This is a genomic window from uncultured Sulfitobacter sp. (assembly GCF_947500075.1).
In the GTDB taxonomy this organism is placed as follows: Bacteria; Pseudomonadota; Alphaproteobacteria; order Rhodobacterales; family Rhodobacteraceae; genus Sulfitobacter.
The window spans coordinates 18,201-36,809 of sequence record NZ_CANMQS010000010.1; the positions used below are offsets into that span (position 1 = coordinate 18,201).

Consider the following 18,609-nt stretch of genomic DNA (forward strand, 5'->3'; position numbering starts at 1 on the left):
ACAATCCGATGTGCCCCGACAAAAACAAAGAGGAGATTGACACTTGGCAAAGCTGACAAAAACAAGCGTCTTCAAAGCACAAGGTCCCGGTGCGGAAACACCGATGGACAAGACAACCCGCATCGTTCGTGAGATGGTCGAAGAAGAAGCCGAGCAGCGGCAAGCCAAGATCGACCGCCTCCGTAAGGCGCGCCTCGAAAGAGAAGCGAACACACCGATAAAGCCGTCGCGTGGGAGAAAGAAAGCTTCATCCAAAGTTGCCAAATAGCGACCAAGAACTCTTCAGCCGCGCCTGTCCATTGACGGGGCGACCGAACACATCTGAAGGATTTTCTCATGACGGATGCAGACAAGAGCACAACAAAAGTCCACTATATCTGTCAGACATATGTGGAACAGAAGCCTGGACGTGATGGGCAGGCAGGCCTGAAAATTGGCAAGCAATTCCAGTATTCTACCGCAGCAGAGGCCCAAAACAGAGCCGAACGGGAAGCCCAGAACGCGGATTGCGCTGGGGCTGATGCCTATATGATCAGCGAAGATCCAGACAGCGGTGAAGTCGGATCACCAAGCTTTCTTGTCAGGCTTGGGAATGTCCCGGAGACTGATGATTTCTAGAACTGAATTTCTGACAAAGGATCTTCTGCAAGCCATCCCACAAGCATGGGCGGCGTTCACAAAAAAAGCGGCCCTTGGCGCTCGCGCAGCGAAATGGCGCTATGTCCTATTTTGTTGAAGAAGTCGCTGTGATTTGGGGAGTTGGGCGCGTCGGTGCGTTGACCGCGGGCTTAGTTTTCCGCCTGTTGCACTGGGCGGCTTGTTGGTCTGTGGTTTTGCCGTTTCAGATCATATCGCGATCCTCGTTTCGTGCGTCTTGGGTCTTAGTTTTGCGAGTTTTCGGAGATTTTGGGCGATTGCTGCGAGCGTAAAATCGTCCTGCACACCGCATGGCCCTCGAAGTCTGAGCCTCCCGAGGCCAAGAATGCGTTTGAGATGGGCAAAGAGCATCTCAACCTTTTTGCGTTTGGCTTGCGCCTTGGGATTGAAGGGTGATTTGGCAGCCAGCCTGGCAAAGTCGCGTGCGTCCTCGTGCTCCTCACGACCGATAAAGCGGGTGTTGGTATTCGGGCAGCATTTTGATTTCGATGGGCAGGCATCGCAAATGGCTTTGGTGGCGCGGTAGCGGCGGCGGCCGGTTTTGGGTTCTCTCCTGCGTGGGTCAGAGTAGTTGCGCCGAGACTGCAACAGGTGCTGGCCTTCTGGGCAAGTATAGCGGTCGTTGTCTTCGTCCCATTCAAAGTCTGAACGGGAGAACGTGCCGTCTGTGCGCTCGCCCTTGTCGACCAAAGGAATGAACGGAATGATGCCGCGCTTCTTTGTCAGCCAAGCCAGGTTCTCTGCCGATCCATAGGCTGTGTCCGCCACCAACCAGTCGGGTTTGATGCTGAAGCGGTCCTCGGTCCGATCGATCATGGTTTGTGCGGCACCCACTTCGGCCTGTCTGATTGAGCGTGTCGCTTCGACGTCCACAATCACAGAATGATCTGTGTCGATCAGATAGTTGTTCGAATAGGCGAAGATCGCAGGTCCCTTGCGCGCGGCAGTCCATTGGCTGGCAGGATCAGAATGTGACGTAAACTTCGGCTTGACCGGTGTCGAAGCCCCAAATGCCTTGTCGTCAAGAACGTCGAGATATTCCCGGACAGCCCGGGGCGCATCACCAGGATCGATGGTGGATGTATCCCAATCTGCCTGCGCTGTTGAGTTCATCCTGTCGACATCTGCTTCGACCAGACTTGCATCAACAGCAAAGCCGTGGCCGCCGACAAGACCTTCAGAAATACAGCGGGCAACGGTGGCTTCGAACACGGATCGGAGCAAATCGCTGTCTCGGAATTTGCCGTGGCGATACTTTGAGAAGGTGCTGTGATCCGGCACTTTGCCCTCAATGCCAAGACGACAGAACCACCGATAAGCCAGGTTCAGATGGACTTCATCACACAGACGTCTTTCAGATCGGATGCCGAGAACATAGCCAACCACCAACATCCGCACGATCAACTCCGGGTCAATCGAAGGACGGCCTAGATGGCTATAGTGTGGCGCAAGTTGCTGCCGGATAGTGCAGACATCCAGAAACCGATCAATCTCGCGGAGAAGATGGTTTGCAGGGACATGTGCCTCCAAATCGAAGTCGTAAAACAGCCGCGCTGGAGCTTCCTGAACACCCATCATCGCCAAATTCTTCCTCATCTTACAAAAAGAAGTGAATCAAACGACTTGAACCAAAGCAACTCCGACTTCTTCAACAAAATATCCCAAGATGTGTGCCCGCTCCCAACCATTCCTTCCGCAATCCTATCGGTTTCCCTCCAGCACATCGTACCTGCCTGGAGCGGGAGGCCACGTCAGAAGCCATTTCACCCCGGTTCACCTTCGTAAGAGATGATGTTTCCTGCTTCAGCCGCACAAATGCCGTTTGCATTTCTGTGAACTTGCTTCGCGCCGAAAAACCCTCCTTCTCCCGCAAATGGCACCAAAGATAGAAAAACGCCCGACGGTTGGGGCCACACTCTGGACAGCAGGCCAAAGGGCAGGGGTTACAGGCTGCGCAGGCGGTCTGGGGCGTCGGATTGCCAGGTGCGCCCCGCCTCTGCGGTGACGCGGCGCATGGAGATCTCAAAGCGGTACATTTCCGGACGGTAGAGCACGCGGATCATTTCAACAGGTCGGCCTGCCGTGTCGCGCACCAGCCGGTTTACTTCGATCAAGGGTGATCCGGCGGTTACCGACAAGGCCCGCGCGACTTCTGCATCTGCGATTGTTGCGCTGATGGTCTGGGTGGCAGCAGCGACCGGGACTCCGGCCTCTTCCAGCAACAAGAGCAGCGGTATCTGCGACAAATCCTTGCCCTCGATCCGGTGTCCGATGTCTTCGGGAACAACGGTCACAAGGTACGACATCGGTGCGCCTCCCAAGGCACGTACCCGCACGGCCCGCTGTACGGTTGAGCCCTCCTGAAGCTCCAGCACCTCAGCCACTTCGGCGGTGGCGGGCAGGTAGCTGAAATCGAGCACCTTCACCGTCGTGGTGCGCCCCATGTGGCCGACGTTCTCAAGCAGGCCATCAAGTGAGGCTGTCATGGCTGCGGGGGGGCGTTCGAAGGGCAGCACGCGGGTGCCTCTGCCCCGTTCGCGCACCACCCGGCCCATCGCTGCGAGTTCATTCAGGGCCCGCCGCGCCGTGATGCGGGAGACGCCGAATTCAGCGCTGACCGCTGCTTCTCCGGGCACAGGGTCGCCGGGCCGAAGGGTGCCTGCGTTCATGCGGTTGGTCAGGATGACCACGATTTGCCGGTAGAGCGGCAAACCACTGGCCGTGTCGAGCGGCATCGGGGGGGCTTCGGGTGGCGACATGAGACGGGCACCTGTGTGGAGGGAAAGAACGCTATTGATATAATGGTATACTATAATAACATTATTGAACACTGAAAGGGATCTGCTGGGTGGAATTGGCGGGGGAACCGATATTGATTGTGGGGGCAGGGCCGGTCGGTCTGACCCTTGCCTGGCGCTTGGCGCAATCGGGATTGCCTGTGCAAGTCTTTGAAGCGGAAGATGCAATTGCCGATCAGCTGCGTGCCTCCACGTTCCATCCGCCGACCCTTGATTACTTCGAGCAGAGCGGCGTCACAGCGGAGCTGATTGCCGCGGGGCGCATCACGCCGACATGGCAGATTCGCATGCATACCTCCGGTGAACGCGCTGAATTCGACCTTGCCGTGCTGCGCGAAGACACTGGCCACCCTTACCGGTTGCAATGCCGTCAGGCGTTGCTGAGCCGGGCTCTGGCCGCGCGGCTGCCGGATGGTGTTGTGCATTTTGGCGCAGCCGTGACCGAGGTCGCTCAAGACGCCGATGGCGTGTCCATCACCGTGAATGGAGAGATGGTGCGCGGCAGTGCCCTTGTCGGCTGTGACGGTGCCCGCAGTCTGGTCAGGGAGGCGATCGGGGCGGCGTTCGAAGGCTCGACCTATCCGGAGAACACGATCCTTGTGACCACCCATTTCCCCTTCGAGGCGCATCTGAGCGGGTTGTCAGGCGTAAATTACATCTGGAAACCCGGCGGCACGTATTCCTTGCTGAGATTGCCGGACCTTTGGCGCATCTCCCTGCATCCAACTGACGGGCAGACGCCGGAACAGGCGCTGGAGGACGATGCGATCCGCGCGCAAACCCGCGAGGTGCTGCCACAGGCCGATGACCTCGATATCGTTGAGAAGCGGATCTACCGGGTGCACCGGCGAGTGGCGCGGCAATACCGGAAGGACCGCATGTTCATCGCAGGCGATGCCGCGCATCTCAACAGCCCCAAAGGGGGGATGGGCATGAATGGGGGGATACATGATGCCTGGTGTCTTGCGGATGTGCTGACCCAAGTGGCAAACGGCGGGGATCCTGGACTGCTGGACAGCTATGAAACCCGCCGCCGACCAATTGCGCGCGACGACATTGTCGCACAGGCGGACAAGAACCGCGCGCGGATGAATACAACGGATACCGCAGAGCGGCACGCATACCTCAAAAACTTGCAGGAAACCGCTGCTGATCCGGTCAAGGCGCGGGCATTCTTGCTGCGCTCGTCCATGATCGACGGGCTGCGGCGGGCGGAGGCACTGGCATGAGCGGCGCATTGGCGATCCTCGGGGGCTGCGGCGGGATTGGGCGGGTTCTTGTGGCTGATGCGGTCGCGGCGGGCTACGACGTGCATGTGATCGACTTGCCGCGTTCCATTGAGGCGCATCCACCGGATGTGCCGGCCATTCCCGCGGATGCCACGTCCGAAGCTGACCTGAAACGCGCGGCAGCGGCATTGCCGTCCGATCTGGCTGGCTTGGTCAACCTGTCCGGTTTCATGTCTGACAATCGTCCGCTTGCGCAGACAACGCCAGACGTCTGGGACGAGGTGCTGACAGGGAACCTGACCGCAAACTACAATGCGGCGCGGATCTTGCACGGGAACCTGGGCAAAGACGCCTCCCTTGTTATGACGGGATCCGGGTTGGGCCATTTCGCGCGCCCCGGCTATGGACCCTATGCGGTGGCCAAGGCAGGGATCGCGGCGATGACGCGGCAGTTGGCGCTGGAACTGGCCCCCGCTATCCGGGTGAACTGCGTGGCGCCCTCTGCCGTCGACACGGCGTTCTTACGCGGCGGGACCGGGCGCTCAGACGAGGAGCAGGCCATGCGCCTAGATCTTGAGGCCTATGCCCGCGCCATCCCGCTTGGCCGGATCGCGGAGCCGCAGGACGTCACCCAGCCGATCCTTTTCCTTTTGTCCAATGCCTCCCGCTACATGACCGGACAGGTGCTTCACGTGAACGGAGGCACGTATATGCCATGAGTGATCTTCCCCGTTTTGACCTGCCCATCACGCCTCCATCCCGGATTTCCGGCTGGGCAGGGGACAGCGCAACGCCGGGCGGAGGGCCCGACCTGCCTGTGTTCTACCCGGCGACGGGGCAGCAAATCTCCATCCTTGTGGAGGATGATGCAGCATCTGTGGATGTGGCGGTGACGGCGGCGCGTCTGGCGTTTGACCGGGGGCCTTGGCGGGGGCTTTCAACGGCTGAACGGATCAACGTGCTGGAGCGCTGCGGTCAGTTGATCCGCGACAATGCGGATGAACTGGCACGGCTCGAGTGTGCGGCCACCGGGCTGCTGCTGCGCGAGTTGAAAGAGCGTCACATGGCACGGGCGGCCTACAACTTTCGCTTCTTTGCGGATTTCATCAGCCAACGCGCCGGGGAACGGTATGACCAGACGCCGGGCTACATGACCACCGTTGTGCGCGAGCCGGTGGGTGTGGCGGCGTTGATCGCGCCCTGGAATGCGCCTGTGGCGTTGGCCACGATGAAAATTGCCGCCGCCTTAGCCTTTGGAAATACCTGTGTCCTCAAACCATCCGAGCAGACGCCGCTTGCACTGGCCCGTCTGGTTGCCTTGTTGCAAGAGGTGCTGCCGACGGGGGTCTTGAACCTTGTGAACGGACGCGGGCCGGTGACGGGGGCTGCATTGGTGGCGCATCCCGGCGTCGATCTGGTCAGCTTCACGGGAGGGACGGAAACCGGGCGGGCGATCATGTCCGCAGCAGGTCAGCGTCTGGTGCCCTGCACGATGGAGTTGGGCGGCAAATCGGCAAACGTGGTCTTTGCCAGTGCGGACCCTGAACGGGCACTGGATGGCGCGCTTCTGGGGATCTTTTCCAACAACGGGCAGCAATGCCTTGCTGGCTCGCGCATTCTGGTCGAACGGTCGATCTTCGATGACTTCGTGGGGCGTTTTGTTGAACGTGCTGAACGCATTCGCATCGGCGACCCGACCTTGGCAGCGACAGAGCTTGGCCCGCTTGCCTCCCACCCGCATATGACGCGCGTGTTGGGTTTCGTCGATACCGCGCGGGCCGAAGGCGGCGCCGTTCTGACCGGAGGCACCCGGCGGGATGATCTGGGGGAGGGGTACTTCGTTGCCCCAACAGCCGTCAGCGTGCCCAGCAATGCCGCGCGCACCGCCCAGGATGAGATATTCGGCCCCTTCGCGACCTTCCTGCCGTTCGACAGCGTGGAAGAGGCTGCTGCAATCGCAAATGACACGCAGTTTGGCCTCGTCTCCTACGTCTGGTCGGATCATTTGCCAACGGTCATGACCATGACAGAACAGCTGCGCTCAGGCGTGGTTTGGGTGAACACACCGATGATGCGCGAACTGCGCGCGCCGTTTGGTGGCTACAAAAACTCGGGCGTGGGGCGCGAAGGCGGCGCGGCCTGCGAAGCATTCTACACCGAGGAAAAAACCGTCACCTTGCCCAAGACCCCACCGCCGCTCAGGCGGCTTGGGGACACGGGCGGATAAACCGACAAGGAGTATAGGATGAAACACTTCAAGACAGTTTTGGCGGCCGCTGCGGTCGCGCTTGCCGGCCTTCCAGCCAGTGCGCAGGACCTTGTAAAGATCGGGACGTTTGTGCCCGAACAATCGGTCGGTGTGGCCCGTGTGATCAAACCCTGGATGGACGCGGTCAGTGCCGAAACCGACAGTGTCCGCTTGCAAGGGTTCTGGGGCGGCACCCTTGGAAAATCACCGTTCAAGCAATTCGAACTGGTGCAGAATGGTGTGATGGACGTCAGCTGGGTGCTGCCCTCCTATACCGCCGGGCAATTCCCTGAAATGGGCGTGTTTGAGCTGCCGTTCCTGTTCCGCACAGCGGATGAGGCAAGCGTCGTGGGTTGGAAACTGCATGAGCAGGGCCTGCTGACCGGTTTTGACGGTGTGCATGTCATCGGCTTTTTTGCAGCCGAGCCAAATGCGCTGTTCCTAAAAACCAAAGCCGATGATCTGTCTGGCCTTCAGAACATGAAAATCCGCGCTGTGGGCGGCATTCACGCATCATGGCTGGAAAGCCTCGGCGCGGCATCCGAAACCCTCAGCTCTGCTGAGATGAACGAAGCGCTCAACCGCGGTACGCTGGATGGGGCGGTGCAGGGCTGGACGGGCATGCGGACCTTCAAATCCCTGCCGCTGGTCGATCAGGCGCATTCGGTTCCCGCAGGTGCAATCCCGTTTCTGCTGCTGATGAACAAGTCCAAATGGGATGCCCTCCCACCCGAGGCGCAGGACAAGATGATGGCGCATGGTGGCATGGCCATGGCTGAAATGGGCGGCGGTGCCTATACGGCGGTGGGTGAGGACATCCGCGCGGGCATCGTCGATGAAGGCCGGATCGAGATTGTCGAATACTCCGATGATCAATTGGCACAATGGGCTGAGGCGGCAGAGGGCGTGCATCAGGCCTGGATTGAGGCGACACCCAACGGGCAGGCTGTGTATGACGCAGCAGTTGCTGCGTTGGCTGAGATGCGCGGCGCCATGTAATGGGGCCGTCCGCCACCGCCCAACGCCTTGACCGGATCACGCAGGCCGTGGCCCTGATCGGCTTTGCCGGGCTGGTGGGCGTGGCGTTCCTTATCTTCTATGACGGCGGCGCGCGCTATCTGAACGCGCCGCGCATTCATGGGCTCAAGGACTATGGAGAGGTCGTGTACCCGCTGGTCATCGCAAGCTGCTTTCCTGCGGGTCTGCTGCGCCAGACCAACGTCACCGTGCGGGTGTTTGGCAAGGTGGGGGGATCGCGGCTCAATGCGTGGCTGGAAGCCTTCGCGGCCTTTGTGGTGCTGGTGTTCTTTGCGATCCTCGCGTGGCAATTCGTGAAGTTGACGGGGAAATACGCGGAGGCAGGGCGCACAACGCGCACGATCGGCATTCCGCTGGCGCCATGGTGGTGGGTGACAACGGCGATAATGGCGACCTGCGTCCCGGTGCAGTTCTATGTCTTTCTAAGTTGGGTGCGGGCCGCCCTGTCAGATAACGCGGCAAGCCATGAAGGATTGGCGACGGCAGAAATAGAAACGCTGGGCGGTGGCACCTGATGGTCAGTGATCCCTTGACGACCGGGCTGCTGGGGCTTGGCGCGATGTTTCTGCTGATCGTCCTGCAAGTGCCTGTCGGCATTGCGATGGGGGTTGTGGGTGTCGCGGGCACCGGGTTGATCATCGGCTTTGGCCCCGCCTTGACCCTTCTGGCGACAGAGCCGTCATCGGCAATGTCTGCCGAGGGGCTGGCGGTCATTGCGCTCTTTCTGCTGATGGGGAACCTTGCGCATGCTGGGGGCCTGTCGGATGAACTCTACCGGCTTGCCTATGCCTTTCTGGGCCATCGACGCGGTGGGTTGATCTTTGCCACCATTGGCACCTGCGCGGGTTTTGGGGCGATATGCGGGTCTTCGGTTGCAACGGCCGCGACCATGGCGCGGATTGCGCTGCCGCAAATGATCGAACGCGGCTATGCGCGGTCGCTGGCTGCGGGCGCAATTGCATCTGGCGGGACCCTTGGCATGATCGTGCCGCCGTCTGTGGTGATGATCCTCTATGCGATCCTTACCGAGAATTCGATCATCGCCCTGTTCCTCGCGGCTGTGATCCCCGGTATCCTGGCGGTTGTCTTTTACTTCGTGGCGATTGCCATTGTTGTGCGCCTCTACCCCGAAACCGCGCCGCGGGGGGAGCGGCTGAACTGGCGGCAACGCCGCCGTGAGGTGCGCAACAGCTGGGCGGTTGTACTGCTGGCGGTCTCCGTCTCCGGCGGGATCTATTCAGGCATCTTTACCGTGACCGAAGCCGCCGCGGTTGGCGCATCAATGGCGTTGGTCATCTCGCTGGTCCGCCGCCGCCTGACGGGGCGGAGCTTTCTGGCAAGCCTTGGTGATACCGCATCAAACACCGGTCTGATCTTTGTCATCATCATCGGCGCATCGGTGTTTTCCTATTTCGCCACCTTGTCCGGACTTCCGGCCGCGATTGTCGCCTGGATCGAAGCGATGGGTCTGCCCCCACTTGCTGTGATCGCGCTGCTGATGGTGTTTTTCCTGATCCTCGGGTCGATCTTTGACACCATCGCCGCGATGGTCCTGACGCTGCCCTTCGTCTATCCGCTGGTCATCGGACTTGGCTATGATCCGATCTGGTGGGGCGTGGTCAACATCGTGGTGATTGAATTGGGGATGATCACGCCGCCCATCGGCATCAATGTCTTTGTCTTGCATGGCATGGCGCGCGATCTGCCGTTGCGCACGATCTTTCGCGGGGTGACGCCCTTCCTTCTGGCCGATCTGGTGCGCCTGATCGTGCTGATCCTGTTTCCCGCTCTCAGCCTGTGGCTGCCGGGTGTTCTGGGGTGGCTGTGATGGCGCTGGAGTACGGGCAAAACGGGTTGTGGGGGGTGCTGACACCACAGGCCAACACCACGGTTGAGCCGGAACTTTGGGCACTTTTGCCCCCCGGTCATTCCATGATCAACGCGCGGCTGGTGTCCGAAGAACCCACGATCGAGGAGCGGCTGGTTGATTACACAACCCGTTTTGAGGAAACCACAAACCGCTTTGCCAATGCGCCTTTCACCTGCATCGCAGCCGCCTGTACCGGGGCGTCCTACCTGATCGGCCCACAGCGCGAGGCTGAGATCGTCTCTGGGATGCAGGTCCGCTTTCACGTCCCCTTCCTGACCGCAGCACTGGCCACAGTGGCAGCCCTGCGTGCGTTGGGCGCGCGGCGGATTGCATTGCTGACACCCTATCCGGAAACCCTGAACCGGCCCTGCATCCCCTATTGGGAAAGCTTCGGGCTGGAGGTTGTCACAAAGGCGGGGCCAGGCCTCGAAGAGGCGGCCTTTCACCCGATCTACGCGATGGCGAGATCTGGCGTATTGGCGGCATATCGGCAGCTGTCCGACACCGATGCAGATGCTGTTTTGATGCTGGGAACGGGCATGGCCACGCTTGGTCCGATCCTGACCGGGCTGGACGAAGGGTTGATGCCAGCCGTTTCATGCAATCTTGCACTGGCATGGGCCGCCTCCCAAGCCCGGACCTGGGATGACCTTGACGCCGGGACGTTTGACGCGTGGCAACAGGCCCATCACTGGCGGGACCGATTTGAAGCCATGTCGCGGGGCTGAGGGCAGTGATCAACTCCCGTTCGTCAACCGCTTGCGCCGTTCCCTGATCTTTGCATCCGATGCGGCCGTCCCGTCGTGGAACGACCCGAACCACTTGTCCCAGGGCAGCTCAAGCGAGCCATAGTTACACTCAAAATACCGGTGGTGCATCTGGTGGTGGAACGTGCCCAGCTTCAGGCGGTTCTTGTCCTTGACCACCATACCCTCAAATCCGGTATGCGTGGTGGCTGCGGTCAGCGCGTAGTATTGCAAATGGAACAGGATATGGATCGGGTGGGCCGCAACAACAAAGTGGATCAGGACCGAGCCGAGGAAGATCAGATGCTCAACCGGGTGCATCGCCATGCCTGACCAGGGGCCCACATTGATGTTGCGGTGATGCAGGGCATGAACGTGTTTGTACAGGAACGGGATGTGCAGGAAGCGGTGGATCCAGTAGAAATAGAAACTCTCCCAAACAGGTATCAGCAAGAACAGGGCGATGAACCAGACAGGGGAGGCGGCCCAGGTCAGCATCGGCGCGACCCCATTGGCGAGCGCCCAGAACATCAATACCTCATAGGCCGTCCAGATGGTCACACCGCTGGCAATTGTCCAGAACATGTTGTCCCTGATCTGCCCGCCCAGGGTGAACTGCCGCCCGTTTTTCATCAGCGGCCGCGCGTCATATTTCAACGCCTGTCCCTGTTTTGTGAACGTGTAGAAATACAGATGCAATCCACCGGCAACGAGGCTCATCAAAACCACATTGCGCACAAACATCTCAGCGATCCAGCCAAAGGCCAGCGTCCTTGTCTCCGCCAGCGGCGGCTGAAACCAGTAAAAGGAGATACAGGCGATGGCGACGACGATCAGCCGTTCCGTAATGAAGAACCACGAGCTCCAGAGCCATGCCACCATCTGCATCGGACGGGGCGGCCATTGAAAGAACGGCGAGACCTGAAGCGGTATATCAGGAACATGGTTCCAGCCTTTGAGCGGCGCGTCGGACATGATGAACCTCATGGGGTTGCGATGGTTTCAGTCTGACATGGATGGCTTCATGGCAAAAATAGTATAAATAGATAAACAAAATCGGACAAGCAGAGGTAGGCAATGGCGCTCACGCTCAAGGCTATGGCCTATTTCACCACCGCCCTGCGCCACGGCAATATCGCCAAAGCCGCGGCAGAGTTGAATATCGCAGCATCTGCCATTGCGACGGCGATTGATCAGGTTGAAGCGGAGTTTGGTCTGACGCTCGTCACCCGGCAACGCGCACGGGGCATTCAGGCCAATGCGAGCGGGCGCGAAGTCGCACGCAAATGCGCGCGTCTGCTGGAGGAGTATCGCTCTCTGCTGGCAGAAGGCGCTGCGCTCAAACAATCGCTCAGCGGCACGTTGCGGGTCGGGTATTATGCCCCTATCGCCCCGGCGTTTCTGCCCCAGATCCTCGAAAACTGCCTGCTTCACGGGACCGACGTCACGCTTGAGCTGGAAGAATGCGACAACGATCAGGCGCAGGACGGGCTGCTCGAGGGTAGATATGATGCGATCCTGTTTGTGACAGAGGACCTGCGCCCCGCGCTGACCTACGACACGCTCCTGACGGCGCCACCTTATTGCCTGTTGCCTGCAACCCACCCTTTGGCTGCGCACCCCAGCATCACAATGGCGCAGATCGCGCGGGAGCCGCTGGTCGTCCTCAACCGTCCCGTCGCCGCCTCCTACTATGAAGGGCTTTTTGAGCCGGGCGCGCGGCAAGCGCCTGTCGTGGCCTATGCAAACTCAACCGAGATGGTCCGCAGCCTCGTCGCTGCCGGACGGGGCTGCGCGATCCTGAACATGCGCCCGCTCACGTCGGAGAGCTATTCAGGTGCCAAAGTGGTGGAACGACCCATCACGGACGACCTGCCGCCACTCACCCTTGCCATTGGCTACGACAGGTCCGCGCCCCGCCGGATTGTACAGGTATTTGCTGATGGCTGCCGCCGCCATTTCGCCAGAACGGGGCGGGCGCAATGTATCGTGCCGCCGGCACCCAGATGATCTGACTATAGCGTATCCCGACACCTCCCGGCCAATCCCTGCTTCCAAATGGTTCAAAAAACCTCGGGAGTATGAGGGCAGACAGCCCTCATCCCGCCGCCCTGCGTGGCGGCGGCACCTTTCCACCAGCGCGATCCTCAGGAAAGGATCAATCCCCCAATCCCAGCGCCTTCTTCTGGTCTGACGCCCATTTCAGGATGGTCAGATCAAACGTCAGCGCCATCAGCGACACACAAATCCCCAGAACGAAGTTCTTGCCCAGATCCGTTCCCGCAAGGGTGCGCTGCAACTCCTGACCCAGATCCTGCGTCCCGATGAAGGCCGCGATGATCACCATGAAGAAGGCAAACATGATCGCCTGATTGAACCCCACCGCCATTGTCGGCAAGGCCAACGGCAATTGCACGTTGATCAGCTTCTGCATACGCGTGGCCCCCGACATATCCGCCGCTTCTGTCATTTCCTCAGGCACGGACCGCAGTCCTTCAATGGTGTAGCGGGTCAGCGGCACCATGGCGAAAATCAGGATCGAGAAGATGACCGCAATGTCCGTAATGCCGAACAACATGATCGCCGGGATCAGATAGACAAAGCTGGGGAAGGTCTGGGCCGTGTCACAGACCAGCAGAATACGTTTTGACCATCTCTCTGTCCGTGCAGCCCAGATGCCCAGCGGCAGGCCGATGATCATCGCAAGTGCCACGGCAGAGATCACCGAATAGAGGGTGATCACCGACCGGTCCCACCAGCCCGACAATGCCACGAGGGAAAAGAACACCGCCGCAAGGATCGCCTGTTTGCGTCCCCCAAGCCAAAGGGCAAAAGCCGTCACCAGCAGGATCAGGGCGGGGGTCGGGATCGACAGCAGGAAGTTGCGGAAGGGGATCAGCACCTGAACGTTCAGGAAGGCGCGCAGAAAACCGGTTACGGCTTTCACGGCGTCGATGTTCAGGAACCCCTTGATCAGCGTGTCGATTTCCTTGCCCTGACTGAAGTTCTGTTTCCGCCCGATGGTGGCGGCAACTTCAACAAATTGCGACACGATGATGAAGAACACAAACAGGCCGACCGCCAGCACCAGGGTGAGATGGCGTTTCCACCATGGCGTGCCTTTCTCGAAATGCTCGGGCTGTTTCACCACCCAGGCTTTCGACATCCGGTCGAGCGTCACGGCAAGCAATACAATCGTGACACCAATCTCAAACGACCGGCCCAGTTTGAAGCTGCCCATCATCGCCAGCAGCTTGGCGCCAAGTCCGGGCATGCCGATGAAGGCGGTCAAAACGACCATCGCCAGACACAACATGATGACCTGATTGACGCCCACCAATATCTCTGTGCGGGCGGAAGGGATGTAGACGTGGCGCAGCAACTGCCAGCGGCTGCATCCGCTCATTTCACCTGCCTCAACCACTTCTGGTGAGACCTTTTGCAATCCCAGCGTGGTCATCAGGATCATCGGCGGAATGGCATAGATCGTCGTGGCCACAGCGCCCGCGGTGGGGCCCACTTTGAAAAAGATCACCGCAGGCAGCAGGTAGGTGAAAAAGGGCAGGGTTTGGAGGACCGACAGGATCGGTTTGAGCGCCCGGTTCACCCAGGGCTTGCGCCACGCCAGAATGCCCAGCGTCAGACCAATGACAAAGGCGAGCGGGGCGGCCACGACGAGGACAGACATCGTCTCCATCGCGATTTTCCACTGGCCGATCAGCGCGGTCCAGACAAAGGTACCGCCCGCCAGCAGCGCCATGCGCCAGCCGCCCAGATAATACCCGATCACGGCGGCAACGGCTGCGATGGAGGTCCACGGGATGGGGCCAAGGTTCGGCCAGCGTCGTTTGCCAAAAAGCAGGTTCGCCGTGGCGTCCAGTATCCATTCCAGCCCTTCGGTCAGGGTTCGGGTGACGGCAAGCAGGCCCAGATCATCCTTAACGAAATTGAAAATCGCATCCAGCCAGATCGCAAAGGGGGGCACCATTGCTTCGGGGACGCGAAACAATGCGTCTGGTAGCAGGCCCGCATAGCGCAGCAGGGTGAGCGCAACCGCAACGGCGACAAGCACCAGCGCGGCCTTGCTGCGCGACAGGCCGCCAAAGCCGGGGGAGATATTGCCGTGAACCTCTGTCGCGTCGGCCATCAGCCTGTCTCCAGCAGAATGGTCAAACCGGCCTGACGCTCCATACCGCCGATCACCTGACCTTGCTTGGCCACGGGAATGACATCGCGGGTGTCATGCACCAGCAGTTTGGCCAATTCCTGAATGGTGGCGCCTGCATCCACCGGTTCGCCTTCGCCTTTGTTGTCAGGGCTTGCCAGCACACCGGCGTGGACCACGCGGGCCTTGTCGATCTCTTCGGTGAATTTGCGGACGTATTCCGTGGCCGGGTGCAGCACGATCTGATCGGGTGTGTCGCACTGCTCCACCGCGCCGTCTTTCATGATGGCGATGCGGTCTGCCAGCCGCAGGGCTTCGTCAAAATCGTGGGTGATGAACACGATGGTCTTGCCCAGCATGTCCTGAAGGCGCAGGAATTCGTCCTGCATCTCACGCCGGATCAGCGGATCAAGGGCGGAGAAGGGTTCATCCAGAAACCAGATATCAGGCTCAATCGCCAGCGACCGGGCGATGCCCACGCGCTGCTGCTGACCGCCTGAGAGTTCGCGGGGGAAGTATTCCTCCCGGCCCTCAAGCCCAACGAGCTTGACCACTTCCATCGCACGCGCCCGGCGTTCATGTTTGTCCTGCCCGCGCATCTCCAGCGGGAAGGCCACGTTTTCCAGCACCGTGCGGTGCGGCAGCAGGCCAAAGCTCTGAAACACCATGCCCATCTTGTTGCGCCGCAACTCGATCAGTTCTTTCTCGGACAGTTGCATGATGTCCTGACCTTCGACCTCAATCGTGCCGCCGGTGATGTCGTGCAGGCGGGAGAAGCACCGCACAAGCGTGGATTTGCCGGAGCCGGAAAGCCCCATGATGACCAGCATCTCGCCGCGCCCCACCTCAATAGAGACGTCCTTGACACCGGCGATGTATCCATCTGCCCGGATCGCATCAAAGCTGTGATCCTGCGGCATCTGTTTGATGTATGCGGCCGGGTCGGGACCGAAGATTTTCCAGACATTCTTGCAGGAAATTACGGGCGTTTCGGTCATTGAATGGCTCCCCTGCACCGATCTAGCACATCGGTGGAAAAAACGCCCGCCCAGAACTTCTTCGGGGCGGGCGGTCGAACATGTCTACGCGGGTGGCTTAGGAGTTGCCCAACCAGGGCTGCCAAACATCCGCGTTGTCTTCCAGCCACGCTTCGGCTGCTTCTTCGGGCTCCATCTCGTCGATGTCGACCAGCTTGGCCATCTCAGCAATCTGCGCGTTGGTGAAGGAGATCTTGGTCAGTGTGGCGTAGGCTGCTGGCCACTTCTCTTCCATCCCATCCCACGCGGCTTTCTTGAGGTAGCCCTTGGCCGGGTTGCCACAGTCATAAAGCGCATCCGGGTTGGGACCCACAGCCGGGTCTTTGTCACAGCCGTCAACCCACTCAGGGAACTCCACAAATTCACCGGGCCAGACGGCTTCGGCAAAGTTGGGTGTCCAGTTGAAAACCACCACGGGGCGTTTGTCCGCTTCCGCGGCGCCAATCTCAGCCCAGAGGGCTGCGGCGGAGCCTGCGTTCACCACGACGAAGTCCATACCCAGCGCTTCGACACGTTCCTGACCATGCTTGAGCCAGTCAACCGGACCGTCCAGATAGCGGCCCTTGTCGCCAGTCTCTGCGGTGGCGAAAACTGCGGCGCAATCGTTCAGCGCTTCCCAGCTTGGCAGGCCGGGGCAGGCTTCCTTGGTCCACATCGGATACCACCAGTCTTCGCGGGTGACGGCGTTGTGGTCGCCAGCGTCATGCAGGCCGCCCTTTTCCAGAGCCGCGCGGAAGGATGCACCAAAGGCGCCTTCCCAGACTTCCAGTTCAAGCGTCACGTCGCCAAGGCGGACGGATTCGTAGACCGCCTGGCTGTCCGTGGTCACATATTCGACGTTGTTGCCCATCTCCTCAAAGATCTGGCCCACGACATTGGACATCACGATCTGCGAAGACCAGTTGTGCACAGGGATCACAATGGGATCGCTGCTGTCTGCGGCCAAGGCCGAAAGAGGGGCGAGGGCAAGGACCCCGGTGGCCAATGCTGTTGTAAATCGGTTCATCATATTCTCCCTGTTGGTGCGACCTGTTGGCGTCGCTGGCTTGTGGCGGCCGCCGCATCCTTGCGGTCTGAAGCTGTTTCACGTGGGCGAAACCGGTTGCCGAGGTCCACTTCTCCAGTCTTGCACGATTTTCCTAACAATCAAGTTTTTTTCTTGAGGCGGTGCGTTTCTATTTCATGCGCAGGCGATGAAATTGCGGATCTGCTCACGGATTACTCAAGAAAAACAGGCGGGCGCGCGTTGCCCAAACGCGCGCCGATGGTTTTAATCTGTTTTGTTGTCAGGGTATTAGAGTTCGCTCAATCGCCGTCAGCCACACCGGCCTGCCGCAGGCGTGCGCGCCGTGCCCGATAACTGGGCAGGACAACCAGCAAAAGCGCAATCACCAGCAGCCCGAGGGTCATCGGACGCTCCCAGATGAATCCAATGCCATCATAAAGCTGCATCGAGCGGGAGAAATTGTCCTCCAGCATGCCACCCAGAATGAAACCGATCAGCAGCGGGGCAAGAGGGTAGTCGGCAAACCGCAGTGCTGTCGCGCAAATGCCGAACCCGACGAGCAACAGTAGCTCTGTCGCGTTGTTCTGGCCGATATAGGCGCCCATCAGTGTGAAGAACAGAATGAACGGTATCAGATAGTTGCGGGGAATCGACAGCACCTTTGCGATGTAGGGGATCAAGGGCAGGTTGAGGATCAGCAGGACCAGATTGCCGATGAACATCGACATGATCACGGCCCAGAAGACCTGCGGCTCATCAATCATCAGACGCGGGCCCGGTGTCACGTTGAGGGCAATCAACGCCCCCAACAGAATCGCTGTTGTTCCCGATCCGGGAATGCCGAGCGTAAGCAGCGGCACGAAGGAGCCGGTGCAGGCCGCGTTATTGGCTGTTTCCGGTGCGGCCAGACCCTTGATTGAGCCTTTGCCGAATTCTTCCTGCTCCACCTTTGTGGCGATGTTGCGCTCCACGGCATAGCCGAGGAAGCTGGCAATGGTGGCACCCGCACCTGGAAGCACGCCGATGAAGAAGCCTTGAATGGACTGTCTTCCGATGACGGGCGCGATGGCTTTTGCCTCCGCCCGCGAAATACGCAGATCCTTGATCTTGCCGTCGTCACCCTTGTTGATTTTGGGTGGGTTCAGCACCAGGAACAAGGCCTCGGGCAGGGCGAACATCGCCATGGCGAGGGTGATGAACCCAAAGCCAGACTGAAGGTCCATGATCCCCATGGTGAAGCGGGGCAGATTGAACAGCGCACCTTCCCCCACAGTGGCCATGATCAGGCCGAGGATGGTCATCATCAGTGCCTTGGCCACCTGTCCTGTGCCTGCAAAGGCCGCAATGGCCGACAGGCCAACGACCATCAGCGCAAAATACTCGGCCGAATGAAACAGCAGGGCGACTGACGACAGGGCAGGGGCGAAGATCATCAAGAGCAGCGCGCCGATTGTGCCACCGCAGAAACTGGCCACAGCCGCAATGGTCAGCGCCTTGCCGGCCTTGCCCTGTTTGGCCATGGGAAATCCGTCAAAACTGCTTGCGACCGTGCCCGCGACCCCCGGCGCGTTCAGCAGGATGGAGGAGGTCGAGCCGCCAAAGATCGCGCCGTAATACACGCCTGCAAGCAGGATCAGCGCGGCGGAGGCATCGCCAAGGGAAATCGCCACCGGGATCATGATCGCGATGATTGACATCGGGCCCAGCCCCGGCAGCATGCCGATGAATGTCCCGATCAGGCATCCGCCGATGACCATGGCGAGGTTTTGAAACGATAGGGCCGTTTGCAGGCCGATCAGCAGTCCTTCAAGCATC

At 59.9% G+C, this 18,609-nt stretch carries 17 protein-coding genes; 10 read left to right on the plus strand and 7 right to left on the minus strand.

What is annotated here, in order from left to right; genetic code table 11:
- Window positions 1-43: 43 nt before the first annotated feature.
- Window positions 44-268, plus strand: coding sequence for a hypothetical protein (locus tag Q1A91_RS21600; RefSeq protein ID WP_299882526.1), 225 nt, complete (start codon window positions 44-46; stop codon window positions 266-268).
- A 68-nt stretch (window positions 269-336) separates the two neighbouring features.
- Window positions 337-618: a hypothetical protein gene (locus Q1A91_RS21605; RefSeq protein WP_299882528.1), complete on the plus strand. Its 282-nt coding sequence runs from the start codon at window positions 337-339 to the stop codon at window positions 616-618.
- 228 nt (window positions 619-846) lie between these two features.
- On the opposite strand, the gene Q1A91_RS21610 is transcribed toward Q1A91_RS21605, so the two are convergent.
- A complete protein-coding gene (locus tag Q1A91_RS21610; protein WP_299882639.1) occupies window positions 847-2,235 on the minus strand; it encodes an IS1182 family transposase in 1,389 nt (462 codons plus the stop codon).
- A gap of 365 nt (window positions 2,236-2,600) precedes the next feature.
- Window positions 2,601-3,416, minus strand: coding sequence for a GntR family transcriptional regulator (locus Q1A91_RS21615; RefSeq protein ID WP_299882530.1), 816 nt, complete (start codon window positions 3,414-3,416; stop codon window positions 2,601-2,603).
- Between the two features lie 89 nt (window positions 3,417-3,505).
- On the opposite strand from Q1A91_RS21615, the gene Q1A91_RS21620 reads away from it, so the two are divergent.
- From Q1A91_RS21620 to Q1A91_RS21650, 7 genes are read left to right on the plus strand one after another with little or no spacing between them, the layout of a single operon-like run.
- The gene (locus Q1A91_RS21620; protein ID WP_299882532.1) at window positions 3,506-4,684 is read left to right on the plus strand and encodes an NAD(P)/FAD-dependent oxidoreductase; all 1,179 of its coding nucleotides are present in this window, start codon (window positions 3,506-3,508) and stop codon (window positions 4,682-4,684) included.
- Window positions 4,681-5,403 (plus strand): SDR family oxidoreductase, encoded by a 723-nt coding sequence (locus Q1A91_RS21625; RefSeq protein ID WP_299882534.1) that lies wholly within the window; start codon window positions 4,681-4,683, stop codon window positions 5,401-5,403. The genes Q1A91_RS21620 and Q1A91_RS21625 overlap by 4 nt, the downstream gene beginning before the upstream one ends.
- Window positions 5,400-6,911, plus strand: a complete 1,512-nt coding sequence (locus Q1A91_RS21630) for an aldehyde dehydrogenase (protein WP_299882536.1) — start codon at window positions 5,400-5,402, stop codon at window positions 6,909-6,911. Before Q1A91_RS21625 ends, Q1A91_RS21630 begins: the two co-directional genes overlap by 4 nt.
- 18 nt (window positions 6,912-6,929) lie before the next feature.
- The gene (locus Q1A91_RS21635; protein WP_299882538.1) at window positions 6,930-7,931 is read left to right on the plus strand and encodes a TRAP transporter substrate-binding protein; all 1,002 of its coding nucleotides are present in this window, start codon (window positions 6,930-6,932) and stop codon (window positions 7,929-7,931) included.
- Window positions 7,931-8,485 carry a TRAP transporter small permease gene (locus Q1A91_RS21640; RefSeq protein WP_299882540.1) on the plus strand — a complete coding sequence of 185 codons (555 nt, stop codon included), beginning with the start codon at window positions 7,931-7,933 and terminating at the stop codon, window positions 8,483-8,485. The genes Q1A91_RS21635 and Q1A91_RS21640 overlap by 1 nt, the downstream gene beginning before the upstream one ends.
- On the plus strand, window positions 8,485-9,798 hold the full coding sequence (locus Q1A91_RS21645; protein WP_299882541.1) for a TRAP transporter large permease: 1,314 nt from the start codon (window positions 8,485-8,487) through the stop codon (window positions 9,796-9,798). Before Q1A91_RS21640 ends, Q1A91_RS21645 begins: the two co-directional genes overlap by 1 nt.
- Entirely contained in the window at window positions 9,798-10,568 is a 771-nt protein-coding gene (locus Q1A91_RS21650) for a hypothetical protein (protein WP_299882543.1), read from the plus strand. Before Q1A91_RS21645 ends, Q1A91_RS21650 begins: the two co-directional genes overlap by 1 nt.
- 9 nt (window positions 10,569-10,577) lie before the next feature.
- On the opposite strand, the gene Q1A91_RS21655 is transcribed toward Q1A91_RS21650, so the two are convergent.
- Window positions 10,578-11,561, minus strand: coding sequence for a sterol desaturase family protein (locus Q1A91_RS21655; protein ID WP_299882641.1), 984 nt, complete (start codon window positions 11,559-11,561; stop codon window positions 10,578-10,580).
- A 102-nt stretch (window positions 11,562-11,663) separates the two neighbouring features.
- Here Q1A91_RS21655 and Q1A91_RS21660 point away from each other — a divergent pair, with 102 nt between their 5' ends.
- Window positions 11,664-12,596, plus strand: coding sequence for a LysR family transcriptional regulator (locus tag Q1A91_RS21660; protein ID WP_299882545.1), 933 nt, complete (start codon window positions 11,664-11,666; stop codon window positions 12,594-12,596).
- 148 nt (window positions 12,597-12,744) lie between these two features.
- On the opposite strand, the gene Q1A91_RS21665 is transcribed toward Q1A91_RS21660, so the two are convergent.
- The 4 genes from Q1A91_RS21665 to Q1A91_RS21680 form a co-directional block, all read right to left on the minus strand.
- On the minus strand, window positions 12,745-14,733 hold the full coding sequence (locus tag Q1A91_RS21665) for a proline/glycine betaine ABC transporter permease (protein ID WP_299882547.1): 1,989 nt from the start codon (window positions 14,731-14,733) through the stop codon (window positions 12,745-12,747).
- On the minus strand, window positions 14,733-15,749 hold the full coding sequence (locus Q1A91_RS21670) for a glycine betaine/L-proline ABC transporter ATP-binding protein (protein WP_299882549.1): 1,017 nt from the start codon (window positions 15,747-15,749) through the stop codon (window positions 14,733-14,735). Before Q1A91_RS21670 ends, Q1A91_RS21665 begins: the two co-directional genes overlap by 1 nt.
- Window positions 15,750-15,846: 97 nt before the next feature.
- The gene (locus tag Q1A91_RS21675; RefSeq protein ID WP_299882551.1) at window positions 15,847-16,794 is read right to left on the minus strand and encodes an ABC transporter substrate-binding protein; all 948 of its coding nucleotides are present in this window, start codon (window positions 16,792-16,794) and stop codon (window positions 15,847-15,849) included.
- A 299-nt stretch (window positions 16,795-17,093) separates the two neighbouring features.
- Complete coding sequence (locus Q1A91_RS21680; protein ID WP_299882553.1) at window positions 17,094-18,608, minus strand: tripartite tricarboxylate transporter permease; 1,515 nt, start codon at window positions 18,606-18,608, stop codon at window positions 17,094-17,096.
- Window position 18,609 lies beyond the last annotated feature (1 nt).

Coding starts and splice junctions, on each gene's coding strand:
- Q1A91_RS21605 (WP_299882528.1), top strand. CDS start 337: ATGACGGATGCAGACAAGAGCACAACAAAAGTCCACTATATCTGTCAG.
- Q1A91_RS21610 (WP_299882639.1), bottom strand. CDS start 2,235: ATGATGGGTGTTCAGGAAGCTCCAGCGCGGCTGTTTTACGACTTCGAT.
- Q1A91_RS21615 (WP_299882530.1), bottom strand. CDS start 3,416: ATGTCGCCACCCGAAGCCCCCCCGATGCCGCTCGACACGGCCAGTGGT.
- Q1A91_RS21625 (WP_299882534.1), top strand. CDS start 4,681: ATGAGCGGCGCATTGGCGATCCTCGGGGGCTGCGGCGGGATTGGGCGG.
- Q1A91_RS21630 (WP_299882536.1), top strand. CDS start 5,400: ATGAGTGATCTTCCCCGTTTTGACCTGCCCATCACGCCTCCATCCCGG.
- Q1A91_RS21635 (WP_299882538.1), top strand. CDS start 6,930: ATGAAACACTTCAAGACAGTTTTGGCGGCCGCTGCGGTCGCGCTTGCC.
- Q1A91_RS21640 (WP_299882540.1), top strand. CDS start 7,931: ATGGGGCCGTCCGCCACCGCCCAACGCCTTGACCGGATCACGCAGGCC.
- Q1A91_RS21645 (WP_299882541.1), top strand. CDS start 8,485: ATGGTCAGTGATCCCTTGACGACCGGGCTGCTGGGGCTTGGCGCGATG.
- Q1A91_RS21650 (WP_299882543.1), top strand. CDS start 9,798: ATGGCGCTGGAGTACGGGCAAAACGGGTTGTGGGGGGTGCTGACACCA.
- Q1A91_RS21655 (WP_299882641.1), bottom strand. CDS start 11,561: ATGTCCGACGCGCCGCTCAAAGGCTGGAACCATGTTCCTGATATACCG.
- Q1A91_RS21660 (WP_299882545.1), top strand. CDS start 11,664: ATGGCGCTCACGCTCAAGGCTATGGCCTATTTCACCACCGCCCTGCGC.
- Q1A91_RS21665 (WP_299882547.1), bottom strand. CDS start 14,733: ATGGCCGACGCGACAGAGGTTCACGGCAATATCTCCCCCGGCTTTGGC.
- Q1A91_RS21670 (WP_299882549.1), bottom strand. CDS start 15,749: ATGACCGAAACGCCCGTAATTTCCTGCAAGAATGTCTGGAAAATCTTC.
- Q1A91_RS21675 (WP_299882551.1), bottom strand. CDS start 16,794: ATGAACCGATTTACAACAGCATTGGCCACCGGGGTCCTTGCCCTCGCC.
- Q1A91_RS21680 (WP_299882553.1), bottom strand. CDS start 18,608: ATGCTTGAAGGACTGCTGATCGGCCTGCAAACGGCCCTATCGTTTCAA.